Origin of the sequence: Burkholderia sp. MSHR3999 (assembly GCF_000833595.1) — a bacterium.
Taxonomy (GTDB): domain Bacteria; phylum Pseudomonadota; class Gammaproteobacteria; order Burkholderiales; family Burkholderiaceae; genus Burkholderia; species Burkholderia ubonensis.
The window spans coordinates 512,270-532,961 of sequence record NZ_JRFO01000001.1; the positions used below are offsets into that span (position 1 = coordinate 512,270).

The 20,692-nt window shown below is 65.4% G+C and carries 25 protein-coding genes, 1 tRNA gene and 1 riboswitch; of the genes, 13 read left to right on the forward strand and 13 right to left on the reverse strand.

Features of this window, described 5'->3' with window-relative positions:
• Positions 1-29: 29 nt before the first annotated feature.
• The 4 genes from KY49_RS02495 to KY49_RS36800 all read left to right on the forward strand — a co-directional run bounded on the left by KY49_RS02495 (position 30) and on the right by KY49_RS36800 (position 4,156).
• Positions 30-1,781, forward strand: coding sequence for a terminase ATPase subunit family protein (locus KY49_RS02495; protein ID WP_042583236.1), 1,752 nt, complete (start codon positions 30-32; stop codon positions 1,779-1,781).
• The gene (locus KY49_RS02500; protein WP_042583237.1) at positions 1,781-2,833 is read left to right on the forward strand and encodes a phage portal protein; all 1,053 of its coding nucleotides are present in this window, start codon (positions 1,781-1,783) and stop codon (positions 2,831-2,833) included. The genes KY49_RS02495 and KY49_RS02500 overlap by 1 nt, the downstream gene beginning before the upstream one ends.
• A gap of 676 nt (positions 2,834-3,509) precedes the next feature.
• Complete coding sequence (locus KY49_RS36795) at positions 3,510-3,812, forward strand: hypothetical protein (protein WP_156162415.1); 303 nt, start codon at positions 3,510-3,512, stop codon at positions 3,810-3,812.
• A 107-nt stretch (positions 3,813-3,919) separates the two neighbouring features.
• Complete coding sequence (locus KY49_RS36800) at positions 3,920-4,156, forward strand: hypothetical protein (protein WP_156162416.1); 237 nt, start codon at positions 3,920-3,922, stop codon at positions 4,154-4,156.
• Between the two features lie 403 nt (positions 4,157-4,559).
• Here the strand turns inward: KY49_RS36800 and KY49_RS02505 are convergent.
• The 9 genes from KY49_RS02505 to KY49_RS02545 form a co-directional block, all read right to left on the reverse strand.
• Positions 4,560-4,635, reverse strand: a tRNA-Lys gene (locus KY49_RS02505).
• A 54-nt stretch (positions 4,636-4,689) separates the two neighbouring features.
• Entirely contained in the window at positions 4,690-5,439 is a 750-nt protein-coding gene (gene ybgF / locus KY49_RS02510; RefSeq protein WP_042583238.1) for a tol-pal system protein YbgF, read from the reverse strand.
• 19 nt (positions 5,440-5,458) lie between these two features.
• A complete protein-coding gene (gene pal, locus KY49_RS02515; RefSeq protein WP_010091485.1) occupies positions 5,459-5,968 on the reverse strand; it encodes a peptidoglycan-associated lipoprotein Pal in 510 nt (169 codons plus the stop codon).
• A 17-nt stretch (positions 5,969-5,985) separates the two neighbouring features.
• Positions 5,986-7,281, reverse strand: a complete 1,296-nt coding sequence (gene tolB / locus KY49_RS02520; protein WP_042583239.1) for a Tol-Pal system beta propeller repeat protein TolB — start codon at positions 7,279-7,281, stop codon at positions 5,986-5,988.
• A 109-nt stretch (positions 7,282-7,390) separates the two neighbouring features.
• Positions 7,391-8,416 carry a cell envelope integrity protein TolA gene (gene tolA / locus KY49_RS02525; RefSeq protein ID WP_042583240.1) on the reverse strand — a complete coding sequence of 342 codons (1,026 nt, stop codon included), beginning with the start codon at positions 8,414-8,416 and terminating at the stop codon, positions 7,391-7,393.
• Positions 8,413-8,862 (reverse strand): protein TolR, encoded by a 450-nt coding sequence (tolR, locus tag KY49_RS02530; RefSeq protein WP_042583241.1) that lies wholly within the window; start codon positions 8,860-8,862, stop codon positions 8,413-8,415. The genes tolA and tolR overlap by 4 nt, the downstream gene beginning before the upstream one ends.
• A 10-nt stretch (positions 8,863-8,872) precedes the next feature.
• Positions 8,873-9,550 (reverse strand): protein TolQ, encoded by a 678-nt coding sequence (tolQ, locus tag KY49_RS02535; RefSeq protein ID WP_010091489.1) that lies wholly within the window; start codon positions 9,548-9,550, stop codon positions 8,873-8,875.
• Positions 9,551-9,718: 168 nt separating this feature from the next.
• Positions 9,719-10,204, reverse strand: coding sequence for a tol-pal system-associated acyl-CoA thioesterase (gene ybgC, locus KY49_RS02540; protein WP_042583242.1), 486 nt, complete (start codon positions 10,202-10,204; stop codon positions 9,719-9,721).
• A 92-nt stretch (positions 10,205-10,296) separates the two neighbouring features.
• Positions 10,297-11,043 (reverse strand): SDR family NAD(P)-dependent oxidoreductase, encoded by a 747-nt coding sequence (locus KY49_RS02545; protein ID WP_042583243.1) that lies wholly within the window; start codon positions 11,041-11,043, stop codon positions 10,297-10,299.
• A 177-nt stretch (positions 11,044-11,220) separates the two neighbouring features.
• A riboswitch (ZMP/ZTP riboswitch) is annotated at positions 11,221-11,320 on the forward strand.
• Between the two features lie 138 nt (positions 11,321-11,458).
• On the opposite strand from KY49_RS02545, the gene glyA reads away from it, so the two are divergent.
• The 7 genes from glyA (at position 11,459) to KY49_RS02580 (ending at position 16,106) form a co-directional block, all read left to right on the forward strand.
• The gene (gene glyA, locus KY49_RS02550) at positions 11,459-12,706 is read left to right on the forward strand and encodes a serine hydroxymethyltransferase (RefSeq protein WP_042583244.1); all 1,248 of its coding nucleotides are present in this window, start codon (positions 11,459-11,461) and stop codon (positions 12,704-12,706) included.
• Between the two features lie 6 nt (positions 12,707-12,712).
• Positions 12,713-13,195 carry a transcriptional regulator NrdR gene (gene nrdR, locus KY49_RS02555; protein ID WP_010091494.1) on the forward strand — a complete coding sequence of 161 codons (483 nt, stop codon included), beginning with the start codon at positions 12,713-12,715 and terminating at the stop codon, positions 13,193-13,195.
• Positions 13,196-13,348: 153 nt separating this feature from the next.
• Positions 13,349-13,897 carry a GspH/FimT family pseudopilin gene (locus tag KY49_RS02560; RefSeq protein ID WP_059971065.1) on the forward strand — a complete coding sequence of 183 codons (549 nt, stop codon included), beginning with the start codon at positions 13,349-13,351 and terminating at the stop codon, positions 13,895-13,897.
• Complete coding sequence (locus KY49_RS02565; protein WP_082062321.1) at positions 13,897-14,295, forward strand: hypothetical protein; 399 nt, start codon at positions 13,897-13,899, stop codon at positions 14,293-14,295. Before KY49_RS02560 ends, KY49_RS02565 begins: the two co-directional genes overlap by 1 nt.
• Entirely contained in the window at positions 14,285-15,124 is an 840-nt protein-coding gene (locus KY49_RS02570; RefSeq protein WP_042583246.1) for a PilW family protein, read from the forward strand. The genes KY49_RS02565 and KY49_RS02570 overlap by 11 nt, the downstream gene beginning before the upstream one ends.
• Before the next feature lie 62 nt (positions 15,125-15,186).
• A complete protein-coding gene (locus KY49_RS02575; protein ID WP_230380855.1) occupies positions 15,187-15,666 on the forward strand; it encodes a pilus assembly protein in 480 nt (159 codons plus the stop codon).
• Positions 15,667-15,680: 14 nt separating this feature from the next.
• A complete protein-coding gene (locus tag KY49_RS02580; RefSeq protein WP_042584519.1) occupies positions 15,681-16,106 on the forward strand; it encodes a type IV pilin protein in 426 nt (141 codons plus the stop codon).
• Between the two features lie 66 nt (positions 16,107-16,172).
• On the opposite strand, the gene KY49_RS02585 is transcribed toward KY49_RS02580, so the two are convergent.
• From KY49_RS02585 to KY49_RS02595, 3 genes are all read right to left on the reverse strand, one after another.
• Entirely contained in the window at positions 16,173-16,619 is a 447-nt protein-coding gene (locus tag KY49_RS02585) for a DUF3318 domain-containing protein (RefSeq protein ID WP_042583248.1), read from the reverse strand.
• A gap of 43 nt (positions 16,620-16,662) precedes the next feature.
• Positions 16,663-17,052, reverse strand: a complete 390-nt coding sequence (locus KY49_RS02590; protein WP_042583249.1) for a phage holin family protein — start codon at positions 17,050-17,052, stop codon at positions 16,663-16,665.
• Positions 17,053-17,177: 125 nt separating this feature from the next.
• Positions 17,178-17,480: a DUF883 family protein gene (locus KY49_RS02595; RefSeq protein WP_010091502.1), complete on the reverse strand. Its 303-nt coding sequence runs from the start codon at positions 17,478-17,480 to the stop codon at positions 17,178-17,180.
• A gap of 305 nt (positions 17,481-17,785) precedes the next feature.
• On the opposite strand from KY49_RS02595, the gene KY49_RS02600 reads away from it, so the two are divergent.
• Positions 17,786-18,424: a peroxiredoxin gene (locus tag KY49_RS02600; protein WP_042583250.1), complete on the forward strand. Its 639-nt coding sequence runs from the start codon at positions 17,786-17,788 to the stop codon at positions 18,422-18,424.
• 181 nt (positions 18,425-18,605) lie between these two features.
• Here KY49_RS02600 and KY49_RS02605 read toward each other — a convergent pair whose 3' ends face one another.
• The gene (locus tag KY49_RS02605; RefSeq protein WP_042583251.1) at positions 18,606-19,793 is read right to left on the reverse strand and encodes an acyl-CoA dehydrogenase; all 1,188 of its coding nucleotides are present in this window, start codon (positions 19,791-19,793) and stop codon (positions 18,606-18,608) included.
• Positions 19,794-19,887: 94 nt separating this feature from the next.
• Between KY49_RS02605 and KY49_RS02610 the strand changes: the two genes are divergently transcribed.
• Positions 19,888-20,679 (forward strand): IclR family transcriptional regulator, encoded by a 792-nt coding sequence (locus KY49_RS02610; RefSeq protein WP_042583252.1) that lies wholly within the window; start codon positions 19,888-19,890, stop codon positions 20,677-20,679.
• Positions 20,680-20,692 lie beyond the last annotated feature (13 nt).

Below are 20,692 nucleotides of genomic sequence, written 5' to 3' on the forward strand. Positions count from 1 at the left end.
CTACGCGCGCGCGTCGGTAGCCTTGCTGCATGACTGCTCTTCCCATTGATTCATCCGACGTCGATCCGCGTCGGCGCGCTCGCGACCTGTACTGGCAGGGGTATCGCATCGCGCGTATCTCCGAAATGCTCGGCGAGAAGCCGGCCACGCTCTATAGCTGGAAGCGGCGCGACCGATGGGACGACACCGAGCCGGTCGATCGCGTCAACATGACGATCGAAGCGCAGTTGATCAAGCTGGTGACGAAGGAGGCGAAGGAAGGGCGCGACTACAAGGAGATCGACCTGCTGACGCGTCAGCTCGACCGGTTGAGGCCGCGCCCGGCGAACGATGCGAAGGTGAGCGAATCCGGGAGCGCGGGTGGCACGCGCCGATCGCGCGGCTCGGACGAGCGCAATGCGTTCAGCGACGAGCAGATCGAGAAGCTCAACGACGCGTTCCTCGAATCGATCTTCGAGTATCAGCGCGGCTGGTATCGCGCGGGCTTCAAGGAACGTATCCGCAACATCCTCAAGAGCCGCCAGATCGGCGCGACCTGGTACTTCGCGCGCGAGGCGCTGCTCGACGCGCTGAACACGGGCCGCAATCAGATTTTTCTGTCGGCCAGCAAGGCGCAGGCGCACGTGTTCCGGCAGTACATCGTCCAGTTCGCGAAGGACGCGGTCGGTGTCGAGCTGCGCGGCGATCCAATCGTGCTGCCGAACGGCGCGACGCTGTACTTCCTCGGCACCAACGCACGCACCGCGCAGAGCTATCACGGCAACCTGTATTTCGACGAGTACTTCTGGGTGCCGCGCTTCCAGGACCTGCGCAAGGTCGCGTCCGGCATGGCGATCCATTCGCAGTGGCGGCAGACCTATTTTTCGACGCCGTCGAGCCTGGCGCACGACGCCTATCCGTTCTGGTCCGGCGCGCTGTTCAACAAGGGCCGCCCGAAGGATCAGCGCGTGTCGCTCGATCTCTCGAATGCGGCCCTGGCGCCGGGCCGCGCGTGCGGCGACGGCCAGTGGCGGCAGATCGTGACCGTCGAGGACGCCGTGCGCGGCGGCTGCAACCTGTTCGACCTTGATCGCCTGAAGCTCGAATACAGCGCCGACGAATACGCGAACCTGCTGCTGTGCCAGTTCATCGACGATTCGCTGTCGGTGTTTCCGCTGTCGACGATGCAGTCATGCCTGGTCGACACCTGGGAAGTGTGGGACGACTACAAACCGCTGTACCTGCGCCCGTTTGGCGACGAAGAGGTATGGATCGGCTACGACCCGTCACGCACGCGCGATAGCGCCGGCTGCGTGGTGATTGCGCCGCCGAAGTATCCGGGCGGGAAATTCCGCGTGCTCGAGCGGTTCCAGTGGCACGGCTTGGACTTCGAAGCGCAGGCAGCTCAGATCGAGGCGCTGACCAGGCGCTACCGCGTCACCTACATCGGGATCGACACGACTGGCATGGGCCAGGGCGTCTACGAGCTGGTCACCAAGTTCTTTCCGGCCGCGACGCCGATCCGCTACTCGGTCGAGGTGAAAGCCATGTTGGTGATGAAGGCGCAGAACGTGATCCGCAAGGGCCGGCTGGAGTACGACGCCGGATGGACCGACCTGACCGCCTCGTTCATGGCGATCAAGAAAACGATCACGCCCAGCGGCCTGCAGGTGACGTACACGACAACGCGCTCGGAAGAGGCGAGCCACGGCGACCTGGCCTGGGCGTGCATGCACGCGCTTGCGAACGAGCCGCTCGAGGGGGCGACTGCCACCAATACCGGATTCATGGAGATTTTTTGATGTCACGCAAGTATCGACGCGGCGCTGGGCGCCGCACGCAGGACCGCGCCGAGCCGGCAGTGGAGTCGACCGCGGCGCCGGCGCCGCGCGCGGAAGTATTCTCGTTCGGCGATCCGATCGCCGTGCTCGACCGGCGCGAGCTGCTGGACTACGTTGAATGCATGCGCATGGGGAATTGGTACGAGCCGCCGCTGCCGCTGGATGGACTCGCGCGCTCGTTCCGGGCCGCGCCGCATCACAGCTCGGCCATCTACGTGAAGCGCAATATTCTCGTACAGGCATACATCGAGCATCCGTTGCTGTCGCGTGCCGACTTCAGCCGGTTCGTGCTCGAGTACCTGGTCTTCGCGAACAGCTACCTCGAACTGCGCACGAACCAGCTCGGCACGCCGATGGCGCTGAAATCCGCGCTTGCGAAATATACGCGGGTCGGCGTCGAGGCGGATCAATACTGGTTCGTGACGAACGTGCGCGAGCCGCACGCGTTTCCGAAGGGCGCCGTCTATCATCTGTTCGAGCCGGACCTGAACCAGGAGATCTACGGGCTGCCGGAATACATGTCGGCGCTGAACTCGACCTGGTTGAACGAGAGCGCGACGCTGTTCCGTCGGCGCTACTACAAGAACGGCAGCCATGCGGGCTTCATCCTGTACATGACCGATCCGGCCGACAAGCAGGAAGACGTCGACAACCTGCGCTCGGCGCTGAAGAACGCGAAGGGGCCCGGCAACTTCCGGAACCTGTTCATGTACGCGCCGAAGGGGAAGAAGGACGGCATCCAGCTCCTGCCGATCGGCGAGGTCGCGGCGAAGGACGAGTTCTGGAACATCAAGAAGGTGACGGTCGAGGATCAGCTCGCGGCGCACCGCGTGCCGCCGCAACTGATGGGGATCATTCCGTCGAACGCGGGCGGGTTCGGGGACGTGGAGAAGGCGGCCGGGGTGTTCAATGATCTCGAGATCGAGCCGTTGAAGGCGCGGCTTCGGGAGGTGAACGACTGGCTCGGGATCGAGGTCGTGCGGTTCAGAGACTTCGAGATGCCGAAGGGCTGACGCCGAGCGCACAACCGGCAAAACAAGCCGCCGGGCACTTCGGTGCCGGCGGCTTTTTTGCGACCGTCGTCTGTGCGCGACCGAGGCGGAATAGGGCGCATCAGGGCGGCCGCCGGCGGATGGCCGTCGACAGTTGGGCCGAAGCGCAGCAGGGCCGTGGCGGGCCGCCTGACGCGCCGGCGGGGCATTTTTGGGGCCGGACCGTGACAGAGGATGCTGATCGCGACCCCGCGCGCGCAGTTGTGACCCCGCCCCACCTGCCCGCAAAAGCGAGTGGTTTTTATGCATATATGCACCGGCTATCCGTGACCGGCCGGCGCGGGGTGCGCTGCGCTCGAGGGGGCGATTTCGCTATGCAGTTTTATGCGCCTTGTTTATGCAGTCTCACCAACCCTGACGATAGTGCACAACCCCACCTGCCCGGTGATGCGGCCAGGCACGTCAATTTAAATGCGCTCCGGTTTAATGTGTTCGATAATTTTTATTTGCTGGATGAATGATGGTAAATAAGCGGCGCAATAGTTTTTAAATCGATTGTTTGTGCTGTCAAAAATGACAGGGGGGGAATATTTATTTGCGTTCCGAGTGGTTTTTGTCTAACGTTATTGAGCGCTTCTCGTTGCGTGTTGCGCTGCAAGGAGGGGTGTTATTATTTAATTTTCAAGCGGAGAGGAACATGAGCGAAAGACATCCGGAAATCTCGGTTGAGTACACTCTTACCAGTATTGCGTCGATTGCGCCGGCTCAGAATTATCCAAATAATATTTTGATCTCAATCAATTCTAGCCCGCCGACGACGAGAAAATTTTTGATTGACACAACTAATGCAAGTAACTTCGAAACTATTCGCAACATTGTTCTCAAAATTTTCCCGTCGCTCCCTGCTGCCCAGGTTGTTACCTTCCATAGCACTGGAGCCATTACCCAAGAGGGGTATGGAATTATCGGCGGCGTAACTCTCACAAATACTGGGACTTAAGGTAGGGGATCCAGAGGGGCCAGGCCGTGTATCGCCTGGCGTTAGAATGCTTCGTTTATATCAACGCTCGCTGAAAAATAATCATCAAGAATGAAAGGAGAGTGAAGGTGGCTGTTATTCAATATGCTTGGTATGGTTACCACCAGCAAGTGATCAACGTTACTGCTGCGGTGGTGAAGCTGTTCAATAGTGGGCAAAGGTCATTTCCTGCTAGCAACTCGTATGGCGGTGACCCGTCAATAGGGAATGGTAAGACCCTTTTTATTTTATGGCTAGATAATGACAACGAATATTGCGGATTCACGAGTGAGGGCGATAAAACCCCAATTACGATCGGAAAATAGCTCGTCATCGGGAGGGCTGCCTGTCGTAATGTAAAAATCGGCGACTCGAGGATAGTGGTGGTGTCGCGAAGAGTTGCTAAATTGCACCCAAGCTCAATAGTAATCCGATTCGAATTGTGTTTCCGCACGCACCTCGGCCCTTTGGGGCCGAGTGTATTTTGATCATGTCGAACATTGCAGGGATGAGCGGGAACAGGCAATTGAACACCGGAGGGTGTCAGCGGTGCATCGCGGCTAGGAACCGCCAGATTGCCGAGCATGCAGAACCCCTAGTTGACCATTTCCCGGGTTGGGACGAGGAACGCGACCGCTAGGGTGAGCAATGTATTAGACAGCGTCTAATATCGACTGGAAGGCTGCAAAGAAAAAGGGCTTAGCATTGCTGCTAAGCCCTTGAATTTTTTGGTAGGCCGTACAGGACTTGAACCTGTGACCAACGGATTAAAAGTCCGCTGCTCTACCAACTGAGCTAACGACCCAAAGAAGGAAATTATAGCTTTAGGTTGCGAACCTGTCAACAACCCTGAACATCATTATTTGATGGTCTGCAGCTTGCCTTGTGCCGTCTGCGCCGCGCTCGTCCCGTTGTACTGCGATACGACCTGTTCGAAGGTCTTCTTCGCCGCCGCCTTCTGGCCTTGCTCGAGCTGGTTCGTGCCGATCGCGATGAGCGCGTCGGCTGCACGCGGATGCTGCGGGAACTTGCTCACGATGCCCTGCCACGTCGCCGTCGAGCCGCGGTAGTCGCGCAGCGCGTACTGCGCATTGCCGAGCCAGTACTGCGCGCTCGGCTGGTAGGGGCTCTGCGGATACTTCGCGATGAAGCTGCGAAACGACGCGGCGGCAGCCTTAAAGTTGCCGTCGCGGAACTGCTGCTGCGCCGCATTGAACGCATCCGTCTCGCCCGGCTGCACGGTGCCTTCGACACCGTCGACCGTCTTCTGCTCCGGCTCGAACTTCTTGAGCCGCGTATCGAGATCGGTGTAGTACTCCTTCTGCTGACGTTCCAGCGTCGTGAGGCGGTTCGTCAGATCCTCGTTCTCGCCGCGCAGCGTCGCGACCTGCTGGTTCAGCTGGTCGAGGCGGGCGGTCTGATCGAGGATCGTGCGTTGCGCGGCCGCGAGCTGGCCCGCAAGATTGTCGCTCTTGCTGCGCAGATCGAGCACGGCGCGACGCGCCTCGTTGTCGTCGAACATGCCGGCGTGCGCCGGCGCGGCCGACCACGCCGCGCCGACGACGCACAGGGCTGCGGCCACGCGCAGCCAGGATTCACGGTGCGTCATACAGCTAACCTTCCGTCACTTACTGTTGGTAGACGAGATCCGAGCGGCGGTTCTGCGCCCACGATGCCTCGTCGTGACCCGCTGCCTGCGGCTTTTCCTTGCCGAGGCTCACGGCTTCCATTTGCGAATCGGCGACGCCGAGCAGCGCCATCGCGCGGCGGACCGCTTCCGCACGCTTCTGGCCCAGCGCGAGGTTGTACTCGCTCGTGCCGCGTTCGTCGGTGTTGCCCTGGATCAGCACGTGACGCTGCGGATGGCTCTTCAGGTACTGCGCGTGTTGCTGCATCAGCGGCTGATACTCATCCTTCACCGAGTAGCTGTCGAAATCGAAGTAGATGCTGCGCTTCGCGAGCGGGCTGTTCGGGTCGTTCAGCGGATCGACCGTCACTTGCGCGACGTTCTCGGGGTTCGGCTGGGTGCTCATCGCACCGGCGTTGGCCTTCTCGTCGAGCTTCACGCCCGACTTGCATGCTGCCAGCGCGCCGACCATCATCACGGCCAGGGCCAGACGAACTTTTTTCGACATCATGGTTACTCTCCTTGTGGTCATTGCATGAAGGGTCCCCACGACGGCTCGCGTACGGAGCCGCCCTGGACGGACAGAATCTGCGGCGGCGCACTGCCGTCGGATGGGACGGCGGCCAGCACGTTGCGCCCGCCCGACTGGGTGGCGTACAGCAGGTACTGGCCGTTCGCCGCGAAGCTGGGCGACTCGTCATGGCTGGTATTCGTGATCGCGTTCGCCGCGCCCGTCTGCAGATCCTGAACATACAGCTTGAAGCCGCCGCCCGTGCGGGAGATGTAAGCGAGCAGCTTGCCGTCCGGGCTGACGCGCGGGCTCGTGTTGTAGCTGCCGGTGAAGGTCACGCGCTGAGCCGCACCGGCGCTTTCGCCCTGGGCGGGCATCCGGTAGATTTGCGGCGCGCCGCCGCGATCGCTCGTGAAGTAGATCCAGCGGCCGTCCGGCGAGTAGAACGGCTCGGTGTCGATCGAGTTGCTCTGGGTCAGCCGATGCAGGCCGCCGCCGTTCGCGTTGACCGCGTAGATCTGCGTGTTGCCCGTCAGCGACAGCGCGACCGACAGCGTCTGGCTGTCCGGCGACCACGCCGGCGCGCTGTTGTTGCCCTTCTGGTCGGAAACGATGTAGCGGCGGCCGGTCGGCAGGTCGTGGATGTAGACGATCGGCTTCTTGCGCTCGAACGATACATAGGCGACCTTCGTGCCGTTCGGCGACCACGCCGGCGAGATGATCGGCTCGGTGCTCGACAGCGCGATGCGCGGGTTCTGGCCGTCCGAATCGGAAATCTGCAGCTGGTAGCGGTTGCCGGACTTGATCACGTACGACAGGCGCGTCGCGAACACCCCGCGCGTGCCGAGCAGCTTCTGGTAGATGTAGTCGGCGATCTTGTGGCCGGCCGTGCGCAGCGTGCCGTCGTTCGCCGTCAGCGACAGGCCGCCGAGGCTTTGCTGCTTGACGGTGTCGTACAGGATGAAGTTGACCTTGTACTGGCCGCTCGCGTCGCGGTTCACGCTGCCGGCGACGAACGCATTCGCGCCCTTGGCCTTCCATGCGCCGAGGTCGACCGATGCGGTCTCGGGCACCGGCGTGCTGCCGGCGTCGATGTTGGTGAATTTGCCGCTGCGGGCGAGGTCCGCGCGGACGATCGACGTGACCTGCTGCGGCAGGCCCGCCTCATTCGCGAAATTCGCGGTGGCGATGGGGAACTGGGTCGAACCGACGCCGGTGATCAGCACGTTGACCTGCGCGTTAGCGGCGCTGCCCGCCGCAATCAGACACGAGGCCACGAGTGCCCTGAAACCTAGCTTCGTCATCAAACTCATGCTTCTTGCTTCCCGTATGACTTGTATCGCTGCGCAACCGCAGAGACAGTAAAAATACCCGATTCGTTCCCGTCCTACAGCGACGGCGGGAGTGTAAGCGCATTTCCGTTCACTCCGCCGCCTTGAAGGTAATCGTAATGTCCGATGGAGTACGACCGTTAGAATCGGGCGGCAACGGGACCGACGCCTGGATCGCACTGACCACGGCTTGATCCCACCCCGAATTTCCGCTCGAACGGCGGATCGATACGCTCAATACGTCGCCCGACGGCGTGCAGCGGATCGCGACGACGGTCGTCAGGCTGTCGCGCTCGCCGCCCCAGACGATGTGTGGCTTGACGCGACGCCGCACCTTGTCCGGATAGCCCGGGGACGCCGCGTTGCCGCCGGAGCCCGTGCCGGTGCCGCTCTTCGCGAGACCTTCGCCACCGCCTTCGCCGCCGCCCGCCAGGCCTTGCATCTGCGCGAGGCGCACACGCCGCTCCTGGTCGAGCTTCGCCTTCGACGCCGCATCGGCCTTCGCGCGGGCCGCCGCTTCAGCCTTCGCCTTGGCCGCGGCTTCGGCTTTCGTCTTCGCCGCCTGCTGCTGCGCCTCGAGCTTTGCCTGCTTCTGCTGCTCGAGCTTCTGCTGTTCCAGTTTTTGCTGCTCGGCGAGCTGCTTCTGCCTGAGCTTGTCAGCCTGCTTCTGCTTTTCCTGCTCGGCGGCCTTCTGCGCGGCGAGCGCGGCGGCCTGCCGGGCCGCCAGCTGCGCTCGCCTGGTCTGTTCTTCCTGTTCCGCCTTGAGTTGCTGCGCGCGGCGCTGCTGTTCGAGCAGCGCTTCGCGTGCGGCGGCTTCCTGCTGACGCTTCTTCTGCTGCAGCGCGATGTCCGCTTCCTCGTTCTTCACCGGGGGAGGGGGCGGGGCGACGCGGGCGGGCGGCGTCGGAGCAGGCTGCGGCGTCTGCATGTCGGGCACCGTCGTCCACAGCTCGGCCTCGGCGCCGGCCGGGGTGCTGTTCTGCCATTGCACGCCGTGATACAGGAACAGCGCGAGCAGCACGTGCATCAACGCCGCGAGCGCGAATGCGCGCCACGTGCCGCGCTCGCGCGGCGGCATCGGCGGGTAGGCGGTGCTGCGCGGGGGTTGCCGTTTCATTGCGATTTGACGAGGAGGCCGACGCGCTTGACGCCGCGCGCCTTCAGATCCGACATCACGGTCATGACTGCATCGTACTGCACGGTCTTGTCGGCCGCGATCACGACCGGCTGGTCAGGATGATCCGCCTGGCGGGCGACGATGAAGCTGTCGAGCTCGGCCTTCGTCATCGTGTCTTCCTGCGTCGCGCCCGAGTTGCCCTTGTACTTGACGCTCATCGTGCGGTCGGCCTTGATGTTGACGACGACGGGCGGCGTCTGCTCCTGCGGCGCGGCATTGCCGACGGTCGGCAGGTTGATGATCGACGGCGCGACGAGCGGTGCGGTGACCATGAAGATCACGAGCAGCACGAGCATCACGTCGATGTACGGCACGACGTTGATGTCGGCCATCGCGCGGCGCGAGCGGCCGCCGCGCATGCTGGATCGGATGGGGGTTCCGGCCATGTCGCGCTCCTTACTGGGCCTGGCGCTGCAGGATGTTCGAGAACTCTTCGATGAAGGTCTCGAAGCGGATCGCGAGGCGGTCGATGTCGTGCGCGTAGCGGTTGTAGGCGACGACGGCCGGAATCGCGGCGAACAGGCCGATCGCGGTGGCGACGAGCGCTTCGGCGATGCCCGGCGCGACGTTCGCGAGCGTCGCCTGCTGGACGTTCGCGAGGCCGCGGAACGAGTTCATGATCCCCCAGACCGTGCCGAACAGACCGATGTACGGGCTGACCGAGCCGACCGACGCGAGGAATGCCAGGTTCGCTTCGAGCACGTCCATCTCGCGCTGGAACGACGCGCGCATCGCACGCCGCGCGCCGTCGAGCACGAGGCCCGGGTCGCTGATGCGCTTTTCCTTCGCCTTCAGGAACTCGCGCATCCCCGACTCGAAGATCCGCTCGAGCGCGCCGATCGTGTGGCGGTTGTTCGCCGCGCTCTGATACAAGGCCTGCAGGTCGCCGCCCGACCAGAAATCCCGTTCGAAACGCTCGGTCTGCGCGCGTGCGCGGCGGATCGCGAACCACTTGCGGAAGATGAAGGTCCACGACATCAGCGACAGCAGCAGCAGCAGTCCCATCACGGCCTGGGCCAGGACGCTCGCATTGAGGACGAGGGAAATGATCGACAGGTCTTGAGAAGTGTTCATAGAGGTTTGAGTAACGTCCCTTCGGGGGCGCCCGGCCAAGGGGCCCGGCTAGGCGTCCCCGGCGCGGGCGAGGCGCTGCGCGCCGGCATGCCGCTGCCGCGCCTGACGCCGAATCATGCTTAGTATCGATTCAGGAAGGCAAGTTCATAGGCATTGTCTAAACGGGGCTCACGCGAGCCTCGTTGACAACACAGTGTGCCCGGCGTCGATGACGGGCCCGCGTTGCAGCGCGTCGAGCACCGCCGGCGGGATCGCCGCGGGGCGGATGCCCGTGCGGTCGACGCAACCGATGCGGATTTGCCCGGCGACGAGCAGCGTGTCGCCACGCCACGCTTCCTGCATGAATTCCACCGATGCGCGGCCAATCCGTCCGGGCCGGCTCGTGATCGCGAGCGTATCGTCGAGCCGCGCCGGCGCGCGATAGTCGAGCGCCGTGCTGCGGACGATGAAGATCGCGCCCGTTTCGTCGGCGAGGCGCCGCTGGTCGATGCCGCAGGCGCGCAGCCACTCGGTGCGCGCTCGCTCGAAGAATTTCAGGTAGTTGGCATAGAAGACGATGCCGCCTGCGTCGGTATCCTCGTAATACACGCGAACCGGCCAGGTGAAGCCGGAAGGCGCTTCCGGGGGGCGGGTAGGCTGAGTCATGGCGCGCATTTTACCGGAAGCGGGAAGGCCGCTTCGCAACCGATTCGTAACGGAATGTTCCGGGCCGCGAGCCGGCCGCCGGGGCGGCTCGCGGCGGACCGTCAGCCGCGATGGACGGTGAGGCCGGCCGGCGCCTGGGCGACCGGCATCATCTCGATCGTGTTGATGTTCACGTGCGCGGGACGCGTCGCGATCCAGTAGATCGTGTCGGCAATGTCCTCGGCCGTGAGCGGCTGGACGTTCGCGTACACGCCGGCCGCCTTCGCGTCGTCGCCGCGGAAGCGGACGTTCGAGAATTCGGTGCCGCCGCACAGGCCCGGCTCGATGTCGGTGACGCGCAGCGGCGTGCCGATCAGGTCGGCGCGCAGGTTCAGGCTGAATTGTCGGACGAAAGCCTTGGTCGCGCCGTAGACGTTGCCGCCCGGGTACGGGTAGGTGCCGGCAACCGAGCCGAGGTTGAAGATATGGCCGCGGCCGCGCGCGATCATGCCCGGAAGCAGCGCGTGCGTGACTGTCACGAGGCCCGAGCAGTTGGTGTCGATCATCGTCTGCCATTCGTCGAGGCTGGCCTTGTGGGCAGGCTCGACGCCGAGTGCGAGACCGGCGTTGTTGACGAGCACGTCGAGCGCGGCGAACTCGGCGGGAAGGGCGGCCGGCACGGCTTCGACGGCGGCGCGGTCGCGCACGTCGAGCTCGAGCGGCAGCAGTGCGTCGCCGAGCTCGGCCGCGAGCGCGTCGAGACGATCCTGGCGGCGCGCGGTCGCAACGACGCGGTGGCCGCCGTTGACGAAGGCACGGGCGATGGCGGCGCCGAAGCCGGCGGACGCGCCTGTGACGAACACGATCATTGCTGCTCCTGGTCGGTAGGGTAGCGGGTGGGGAACCTGCAAGCGTACTGAGATTGCCGCACCGCGGCAAGGCGCAAAGCTCAGCCGGCGCGGGTGGCGCACCTCTGTCCCCGTTTGTTTGCGGTGGCCGCCGCGCGGTTGCCTATTCATGACGCATCCAATAAACTAACGCGCTCATCACCCCTGCGTGACTGGCGATAGAACCCTCGGGTTCAAGGTGGAGCATCCCACCGTGAAGCGCAGGGCGCCGTTTTTGCCGTTCGCCTGGGCAGCCGTTGTGCGCCGTCGCGTGCATCGCCGGTGGCTGTCCCTGCCTCGCGTCATACGGATTCTTCCGCCACGTCGAGCTGGTGCCGCCAGCAGCGCAATGTACTCGGCCACCCCGGTCAACCTGTACACACTTAACGGAAACCGTATGTTTGACAGAGCCCAAAGCACCATTGCGAACGTCGATCCCGAAGTCTTTGCAGCGATCGAGCAGGAAAACCGCCGCCAGGAAGATCACATCGAGCTGATCGCGTCGGAAAACTACACGAGCCCGGCCGTGATGGCCGCACAGGGCTCGCAGCTCACGAACAAGTACGCCGAGGGCTACCCGGGCAAGCGCTACTACGGCGGCTGCGAATACGTCGACATCGTCGAGCAGCTCGCGATCGACCGCGTGAAGGAACTGTTCGGCGCCGAAGCCGCGAACGTCCAGCCGAACTCGGGCTCGCAGGCGAACCAGGGCGTGTTCTTCGCGATGCTCAAGCCGGGCGACACGATCATGGGCATGAGCCTCGCGCACGGCGGCCACCTGACGCACGGCTCGCCCGTGAACATGTCGGGCAAGTGGTTCAACGTCGTCAGCTACGGCCTGAACGAAAGCGAAGACATCGACTACGAAGCGGCCGAGCAGCTTGCGCAGGAGCACAAGCCGAAGCTGATCGTCGCGGGCGCGTCGGCGTTCGCGCTGAAGATCGACTTCGAGCGTCTCGCGAAGATCGCGAAGTCGGTCGGCGCGTACCTGATGGTCGACATGGCGCACTACGCGGGCTTGATCGCCGCGGGCGTCTACCCGAACCCGGTGCCGCACGCCGATTTCGTCACGACCACGACCCACAAGAGCCTGCGCGGCCCGCGCGGCGGCGTGATCCTGATGAAGGCCGAGTACGAGAAGCAGATCAACTCGGCGATCTTCCCGGGCATCCAGGGTGGCCCGCTGATGCACGTGATCGCCGCGAAGGCGGTCGCGTTCAAGGAAGCGCTGTCGCCGGAGTTCAAGGCGTACCAGCAGAAGGTGGTCGAGAACGCGCGCGTGCTGGCCGAGACGCTGGTCAAGCGCGGCCTGCGCATCGTGTCGGGCCGCACCGAAAGCCACGTGATGCTGGTCGACCTGCGTGCGAAGCACATCACGGGCAAGGCGGCGGAAGCCGCGCTCGGCGCCGCGCACATCACGGTCAACAAGAACGCGATCCCGAACGATCCGGAAAAGCCGTTCGTGACGAGCGGCATCCGTCTCGGCTCGCCGGCGATGACGACGCGCGGCTTCGGCACGGCCGAAGCGGAGCTGGTCGGCAACCTGATCGCCGACGTGCTCGACAACCCGGAAGATGCAGCGACGATCGAGCGCGTGCGCGCGCAAGTGGCCGACCTGACCAAGCGTTTCCCGGTCTATCGCTGATCGCTCATGCGCTGCCCGTTCTGCCGCAGCGACGACACGCAGGTGGTGGATTCGCGCGTGTCCGAAGACGGCGCCGCGATTCGCCGGCGCCGTCGCTGCTCGGCCTGCGACAAGCGTTTCACGACGTACGAGCGGGTCGAGTTGGCCCTGCCGGTCGTCGTGAAGAAGGACGGCAGCCGCACGGAATTCGACCGTCGCAAGATCGTCGCCAGCATGCAACTCGCGCTGCGCAAGCGGCCGGTTGCGGCTGACGCGATCGATGCGGCGGTCGCCCGCATCGAATATCAGCTGCTCGCGACAGGCGAGCGCGAAGTGCGTAGCGAGAAGCTCGGCGAACTCGTGATGAACGAATTGCGCGGCCTCGATACGATTGCCTATGTGCGCTTTGCATCGGTGTATCGCCGGTTCGAAGACGTGTCCGAATTTGCCGACGTGATCGAAGAGTTCCGTCGCGCCTCTCCGGCTGCCAAGCCCCCGCGTAAGCGCTGACGCGCCGCGTCGTTTCATCGCATTTCCTCCGGTTCGTTCACGCTGCGCCGATTGTGGCGGGCATCGCTGCGCGCCGCCAGCTGGCCGTTCGGCAGATGGCGCGCCAGCGTGCGCGCCGCTACAGTCGTCGCATGGCGTTGACGGAGGATGGCGATGTGGCGCAGCGGAGCAGTATGGAGGGCGGGGGGATTCACGCTCGTCGAACTGATGGTCGTGGTCGCGGTGCTGGCCGGGCTCGGCCTGTACGCGGCGCCTTCGTTCGAGCAGTGGCGAATGCGCGAGCGGGTCGACGCCCGCTCGCGCGCGTTGCTCGGCGCGCTGTCGTTCGCGCGGGCCGAAGCGGCGCGCCTCGGCGTGCGCGTCACGCTATGCCGGGCCGGGAACGACGGCGCCTGTGTACGTCCCGGCCAGCGCTGCGATGACGGTGAATGGTCGTGCGGCTGGCTCGTGAGCGGACATTTCGACGAGCGGGCGCAGGTGCTGCGGCGGTATCCGCGCGATCCGGACGTGATCGTCGAGGGCGTCGCGCACGAGCTGGCCTTTGCGCCGCCGGCCGGTCAGGCAATCGGCGGCATCCTGCGGTTCGAACTGCGCCCGCGCCGCAGCGCGCACGAGGCCGATGCGCCACGCGCGTCGCGTTGCGTGCGGATCGCGGCGGGCGGCCGGGCGCGCGTTGTCGCCGGTCGTTGCGGGGCGGCCTGATGAGCGCGCGGCACACGATGCGCGGCGCGTCGCTGATCGAGGCGGCGGTGGCGGTCGCGCTGCTCGCCGTCATGATGCTCGCAGTGGCCGGCGGCCAATTCGCGATGGCGCGTGCGCAGCACTCGACGATCTGGCGCGAACGTGCATTGTGGCTGGCCGATGCACGCATCGAAAGCGCGCGCGCGGCGCCCGGTGCCGATGCGGGCCTCGCGGCGCTGGCCGTCGCGTCGTTGCCGGATGGCGTGATGACGATCGACGGCGGGCCGGGTGGCGCCTGGCTCGCGACCGTCGGCTGGCGTGACGGCGATGCCGCGGGATGCGAAACGGTCGGCCGATCGGCGCGTTCGCCGTCATGCGTGCGGATCCCGTTCCGCGAGGTGCCGGCTAATGCATATTGATCGCCGCGCTCGTGCGCATACACTCCTCGAATTGCTGATTGCGATGTCGGTCGGCCTGCTCGTGCTCGCGGCAGTCGGCGCGCTGTATCACGCGCAGCGTGTCGGGCAACGCCGGGCCGACGATGCGTTCCGGATGCGCGACGCCGCAAGCACCGCATTGACGCTGATCGGCCAGCAGATTCAGATGGCGGGCTTTCAACCGCTCGACCTGTCGACGTCGCCGCTGCCGCCGCTGCCGCCGCTGTTCGGGTGCGCATCGGCTCGCGTGCGCGGCGAAGATGCCCAAGTGCGCTGCGAACCGGCACCTGCATCGTCCGACGCGCTGCTGGTTCGCTATGTCGGCGACGCAGTGTCGACGTGGCCGACGGCAAACGGCCAGGTATCGGATTGCCTGGGGCAGGGCGTCGGCGCGCCGGCGGACCGTCCGCTCGTGTCGAACCGCTTCGACGCCCACGTCAGCCCGACGACGGGCGAGCCCGAACTGTATTGCGAAGGGAACGGGCGCCTAGGGACCGCGCAGCCGGTCGTATCGGAAATCGACCAGCTGCGCCTGCGCTTTCTGCGACGTGGCGAGACGCGATTCGTCGATGCCCGCGCGATGCGCGCGGACGACTGGCGCAACGTGATTGCCGTGCATGTCTGCGTGCGGGCGCGTGGCGAACCGATGCGGGAGCGCGTCAGTCATGTCGATTGCGACGGCCATGCCGCCGTCGCGCCGGATCGCCGCGCGCGGTTGACGCTGCATCGCGTCGTGGCATTGAGGAATGCGTCGGCCGAGCGCGACGATCGCCAGACCGAGACGCGGCGCACATCCGGAGCATCGCGTTGAGCCGGGCCGAGCAACGGGCGATGGGGCACACGCGGCCTAAGCGCGTTTGCCGCGAGGCAGGGATGGCGCTGCCGGCCGTGGTCGCGGTCGGTGCGGCGATTGCGGCGCTGACGGGCACGTGGTTCGAATCCGCATTGACGGAGGCGCGCCGCACACGCGCGCTGTCGGACCGCCTGATCGCATTTCACGCGGCCGATGCTGCGCTTGCCGCGTGTGTCGAGCGCTTGCGTCAGGGCTCGGCGCCGTACCTGATCGCGGGCCTGTCGCATGCCGAGCCTGACGCCTGGCGGCGAATGCCCGCGCTGGACATGCCCGAAGCATTCACGCCGTTTGCCGCATGGCCGGTGGCCGCGCAGCCGGCGCGTTGCCTGATCGAGGCGTGGCACATCGCACGGCCCGCCGCCGGTCGTGCGTACCTCGTCACCGCGCGCGGCGTCGGCGCGCATGCGTCCACCTCCGTCTGGCTGCAGATGCAGGTCGTGATGCACGACGGCCGGATCGTCGCGCAGCGATGGCGGCGCGTCGCCGCGCAGCCCCGATGAGCATGGGGGCACGCATGCGTCGGCGGGCTGGATTCACGTTGCTCGAATTGATGATCGTGCTGGCGATCATCGCGGTGCTGGCCGGCGTGGCGGTTCCGTCATACCGTCAACAGGCCGCGCAGGCGCATCGCACGTCGGCCGTGACCGCGCTTTACCGGGCGGCGCAGTATCTCGAGACGCTCGACGGCGCACCGCCACCCACATTGCCGGACGCACTCGCGTATGCGCCGCCGGACGGGCGGGCCGTCTATCGGCTGGCGATCCGGCGCCCGGACGACGGCGCATTCGTGTCCTATGAACTCGACGCGCGTCCGCTCGACGACGGGCCGATGCGTGATGACCGCTGCGGGGCCTTCACGTTGCGCTCGGACGGGACGAAAGGCAATGTGCTGCCGGACGGCGCGCGTGAATGGGAGCCGACGTGCTGGGGCGTGCGATGACGTGACGCGACACGCATGTCGCCGCGCCGGCGCCGGGCATCGGCTGGCGCCGGCGCGAGCCGTGCGTCAGTCGTTGCCGGTCGTCTCGCCGTCGCTTCCTTCGCGCGATTGTTGGAAGAACCGGTAGATTTCCCACGCGGCAAAGCCGAGCGAACCCCACTTCAGCACCGGGCTCGCGCTCGCCCGCAGCAGCGAGCGCACGGGTTTCGCGAGCACCAGCGACACAAGCGAGCTCAGCATCGGATACTGGTTGACGAGGTTGCTGATGCTCGCGTTGAGGTTCTTCGCGGATTGCCCGAGCGAGCCGCCCGTGAGCCCGGGCGCCAGCAGCTTGAGCCAGCGGAAGTGGGTGACGGCCTGCCGTATTTCCGTGCCGGCCTCCGCGAGTTCCAGGCGCTCGACTTCGGAGCGCAGGATCAGCAGCTCCTTGCGGATCGCGCGGTTCTGTGCGGCATTCAAGCGCGATTGCGACGAAGCCGTGCGGTATCGGTTGCCTGTGGCGGGATGGCTCATGGCGCGTCGGCGAAGTAGATGAAGGAAACGAACGCGTGCGCGCTCACGACTTGCCGCGGAACAGTTCGCGGTCTTTCTCGAATTCGGCCAGCGTGGCTTCGAACACGAACGGCGCGTTGCGCAGGCTCGCACGCACCTTCAGTGCGCAGGCGGCGCCGGCGATCGCGTACAGCGCGGTGACCACCGCGAGCGATTGCCAGCGATAGGTATCCCAGAACGCGATCGCGACGAGCGCGGTCAGGCTGATGAGAGCCATCGTCGCCAGCATCATCGCGATGAGCCCGAGGAACAGCACGCCCATCAGGCGCTCTTTCTCCTCGGCGAGCTCGATGCCTGCGAGTTCGAGGCGCGTTTGCAGCAATCCGATCACCGAGCCGATGAGACGGCGCAACGGGCCCTGGCCGGATGACTGCGAGGTGGAGTCTGTCGTCATGAATGATGTGCTTGCGCGTGCAGAAAGCGGCTAAGACAAAGCCGACCGGCATGTCGCCAGTCTCGGCTTTGGCGCCCGCGAGCCGCGTCGGGCGGCCCGCCAGGCGGTTTGGCGCTGGCCGCGCGTTACTTGCGGTTGACCAGCAGGCCGATCAGCACGCCGACACCGGCCGCGATGCCGATCGACGTCCACGGGTGCTCATGCACATAGTCGTCGGTCGCGCGCGCGGCTTTCTTGCCTTTCTCGACCACGACGACCTGGACGTCGGTTGCCTTTTCCTTGGCCTGCTTCAGGCGCGACATCGCTTTCTCGCGCAGCTCGGCAGCGCGGTCGCCCGTGCTGCTCGCGGCTTGCTTGAGCAGGTCTTCGGCGTCCGCGAGAACGGTTTTGATATCCGACATCAGTTTCTCCTTGTTGATTTCCGACATTGCAACTCCCTTCATGCTGTCATGCTGCAGTTCATATCGTAGCGAAACGCCTGCTTGCTGGCGAGCCGGGATGATGCGGCGCGGTGGCGCAAGACAACATAGTAAACGATGTGTAATGTTCAAGGGGAGCGGCAAAACGGGCGGAAACGTTTCCCGACAAGGGCGCGCGCCGGACAAAAATGACAAAAATGTATGAATATCGAACGGAATAATCGTTCGCATGGCTGTCCGCTTCCCGTAAGCTACCCGACTGTCCCGCGCGAGTGGCGCGGGGTTCACCACGCATCGTTCAAGGAGAGAACAACATGGGTCTGCGTCTTGGCGACATCGCGCCGGATTTCGAACAGGATTCGAGCCTCGGCCGCATCAAGTTCCACGAGTGGCTGGGCAACGGCTGGGGCGTGCTGTTTTCCCATCCGGCGGACTACACGCCGGTGTGCACGACGGAACTCGGGCTGACCTCGAAGCTGAAGGGCGAATTCGAGAAGCGCAACGTGAAGGTGATCGCGCTGTCGGTCGACAGCGTCGAGTCGCACAAGGGCTGGATCAACGACATCAACGACACGCAGGCGACGGTCGTCGGCTTCCCGATCATCGCGGACGCGGATCGCAAGGTTTCCGCGCTGTACGACATGATCCACCCGAACGCGAACGAGACGCTCACCGTGCGCTCGCTGTTCGTGATCGATCCGAACAAGAAGGTGCGGCTCATCATCACCTATCCGGCGAGCACCGGGCGCAACTTCGACGAAGTGCTGCGCGTGATCGACTCGCTGCAGCTGACCGACAACTACAAGGTCGCGACGCCCGGCAACTGGAAGGACGGCGACGACGTGGTGATCGTCCCGTCGCTGCAGGATCCGGAAGAGTTGAAGCTGCGCTTCCCGAAGGGCTTCAACGCAGTGCGTCCGTATCTGCGTCTCACGCCGCAGCCGAACAAGTGAGCACGGCGCGCCGCATCGCGCGGCGCGTGCTCGCGGCTGCAGGCGGTCCGCCCGCCGGCTCACGGCGAACGCAACCGCTCCGCTCATGGACAAACGGCCTGCCCGGCATCGACGCCGGGCAGGCCGTTTCGTTTGCGACGCGCGGTGATGCGCGCGTCGGTCAGTCGTCTGGCGGGCGCGTTCAGAAGAACGCCTGGATGCCCGTCTGCGCGCGGCCGAGGATCAGCGCGTGGATGTCGTGCGTGCCTTCGTACGTGTTGACCACTTCGAGGTTCACGAGATGGCGCGCGACGCAGAACTCGTCCGAGATGCCGTTGCCGCCGAGCATGTCGCGCGCGAGCCGCGCGATGTCGAGCGCCTTGCCGCATGAGTTGCGCTTCATGATCGACGTGATCTCGACGGCCGCGGTGCCTTCGTCCTTCATGCGGCCGAGCCGCAGCACGCCTTGCAGGCCGAGGGTGATTTCGGTCTGCATGTCGGCGAGCTTCTTCTGGATCAGCTGGTTCGCGGCGAGCGGCCGGCCGAACTGCTTGCGGTCGAGCACGTACTGGCGCGCGGTATGCCAGCAGGCCTCGGCGGCGCCGAGCGCGCCCCAGGCGATCCCGTAGCGCGCCGAGTTCAGGCACGTGAACGGGCCGCGCAGGCCGCCGACGTGCGGCAGCCGGTTCTCCTCGGGAACGAACACGTCGTCGAGGACGATCTCGCCGGTGATCGACGCGCGCAGCCCGACCTTGCCGTGGATCACCGGCGCGGACAGGCCCTTCCAGCCCTTCTCGAGGATGAAGCCGCGGATCGTGTCGTGGCCGTCTTCCTCGAGCTTCGCCCAGACGACGAACACGTCTGCGATCGGCGAGTTCGTGATCCACATCTTCGAGCCGGACAGCGAATAGCCGCCGGACACCTTCTTCGCGCGCGTGATCATGCTGCCCGGATCGGAGCCGTGGTTCGGCTCGGTGAGGCCGAAGCAGCCGATCCATTCGCCGGTCGCGAGCTTCGGCAGGTATTGCTCCTTCTGCGCATCGGAGCCGAACTCGTAGATCGGCACCATCACGAGCGACGATTGCACCGACATCATCGACCGGTAGCCGGAATCGACGCGCTCGACCTCGCGCGCGATGAGGCCGTAGCTCACGTAATTGAGGCCGGGGCCGCCGTACTGCTCGGGGATCGTCGGCCCGAGCAGGCCGAGCTCGCCCATTTCACGGAAGATCCCGACGTCCGTGCGTTCGTGGCGGAACGCGTCGGTCACGCGCGGCGCGAGCTTGTCCTGCGCGTAGGCGCGCGCGGCGTCGCGCACCATCCGCTCGTCCTCGGTGAGCTGCTGGTCGAGCAGCAGCGGATCGTCCCAATGAAAAGTTGCAGCGCTCATCGTGTCATCTCCTGATCCCATGCCTATGGTTCGCTTGACTTGCGTTCCGCTGTGCGGAACAATGTTTTGCAAATCGACCTCAGTGTAGCACCGGATGACGCTTTCAACCATCGACGACCAACCGATCGACGAGCGCAAGTTCGTCGTCGCGCTCGCGCGCGGCCTGGACCTGCTGCGCGCGTTCCGGCCCGGCGAGACGATGCTCGGCAACCGCGATTTCGCCGAGCGCACCGGCCTGCCGAAGGCGACGGTGAACCGGCTCGCGTACACGCTGACGGTGCTCGGCTACCTGCGCTACGACGACACGCTCGGCAAATATGCGCTCGACGCGGGCGTGCTGTCGCTCGGCTTCGCGCTGCTGTCCGGCACAGGCACGCTGGACCTCGCGCGGCCGCACATGCAGGCGCTCGCGCGCGAGATCGGCGCGGCGGTGTCGCTCGGCTGCCGCGACGGGCTCGACATGATCTATCTGGAGACGATCCGCAGCGAGACCGCGCTGACGCTCGGGCTCGCGCCCGGTTCGCGGCTGTCGATGCTGACGAGCTCGATGGGGCGCGCGTATCTGGCGGTGCAGCCGGAGGACGTGCGGCGCGCGCTGTACGCGGAGCTGCACCGGGCGGCCGGCGCCGGGCCGGACGCCGACGCGCTCGTCGGCGCTGCGCAGCAGGCGGTGGCCGAGTTCGCGTCGGGCGGCTGCTGCTACTCGTTCCGCGCGTGGCACGCGGACGTCAACGCGGCGGCCGTGCCGTTTCGGGAGTCGCGCGAGGGGCGCTGGCTGATCCTGAGCTGCAGCGGGCCCGCGTCGTCGATGGGGGAGGACGTGTTCCGGTCGCAGGTGGGGCCGCGCCTGAAGGCGCTGGCGCAGCGGCTGGGGCAGCTTGCCTGATCGCGCGGTTCCG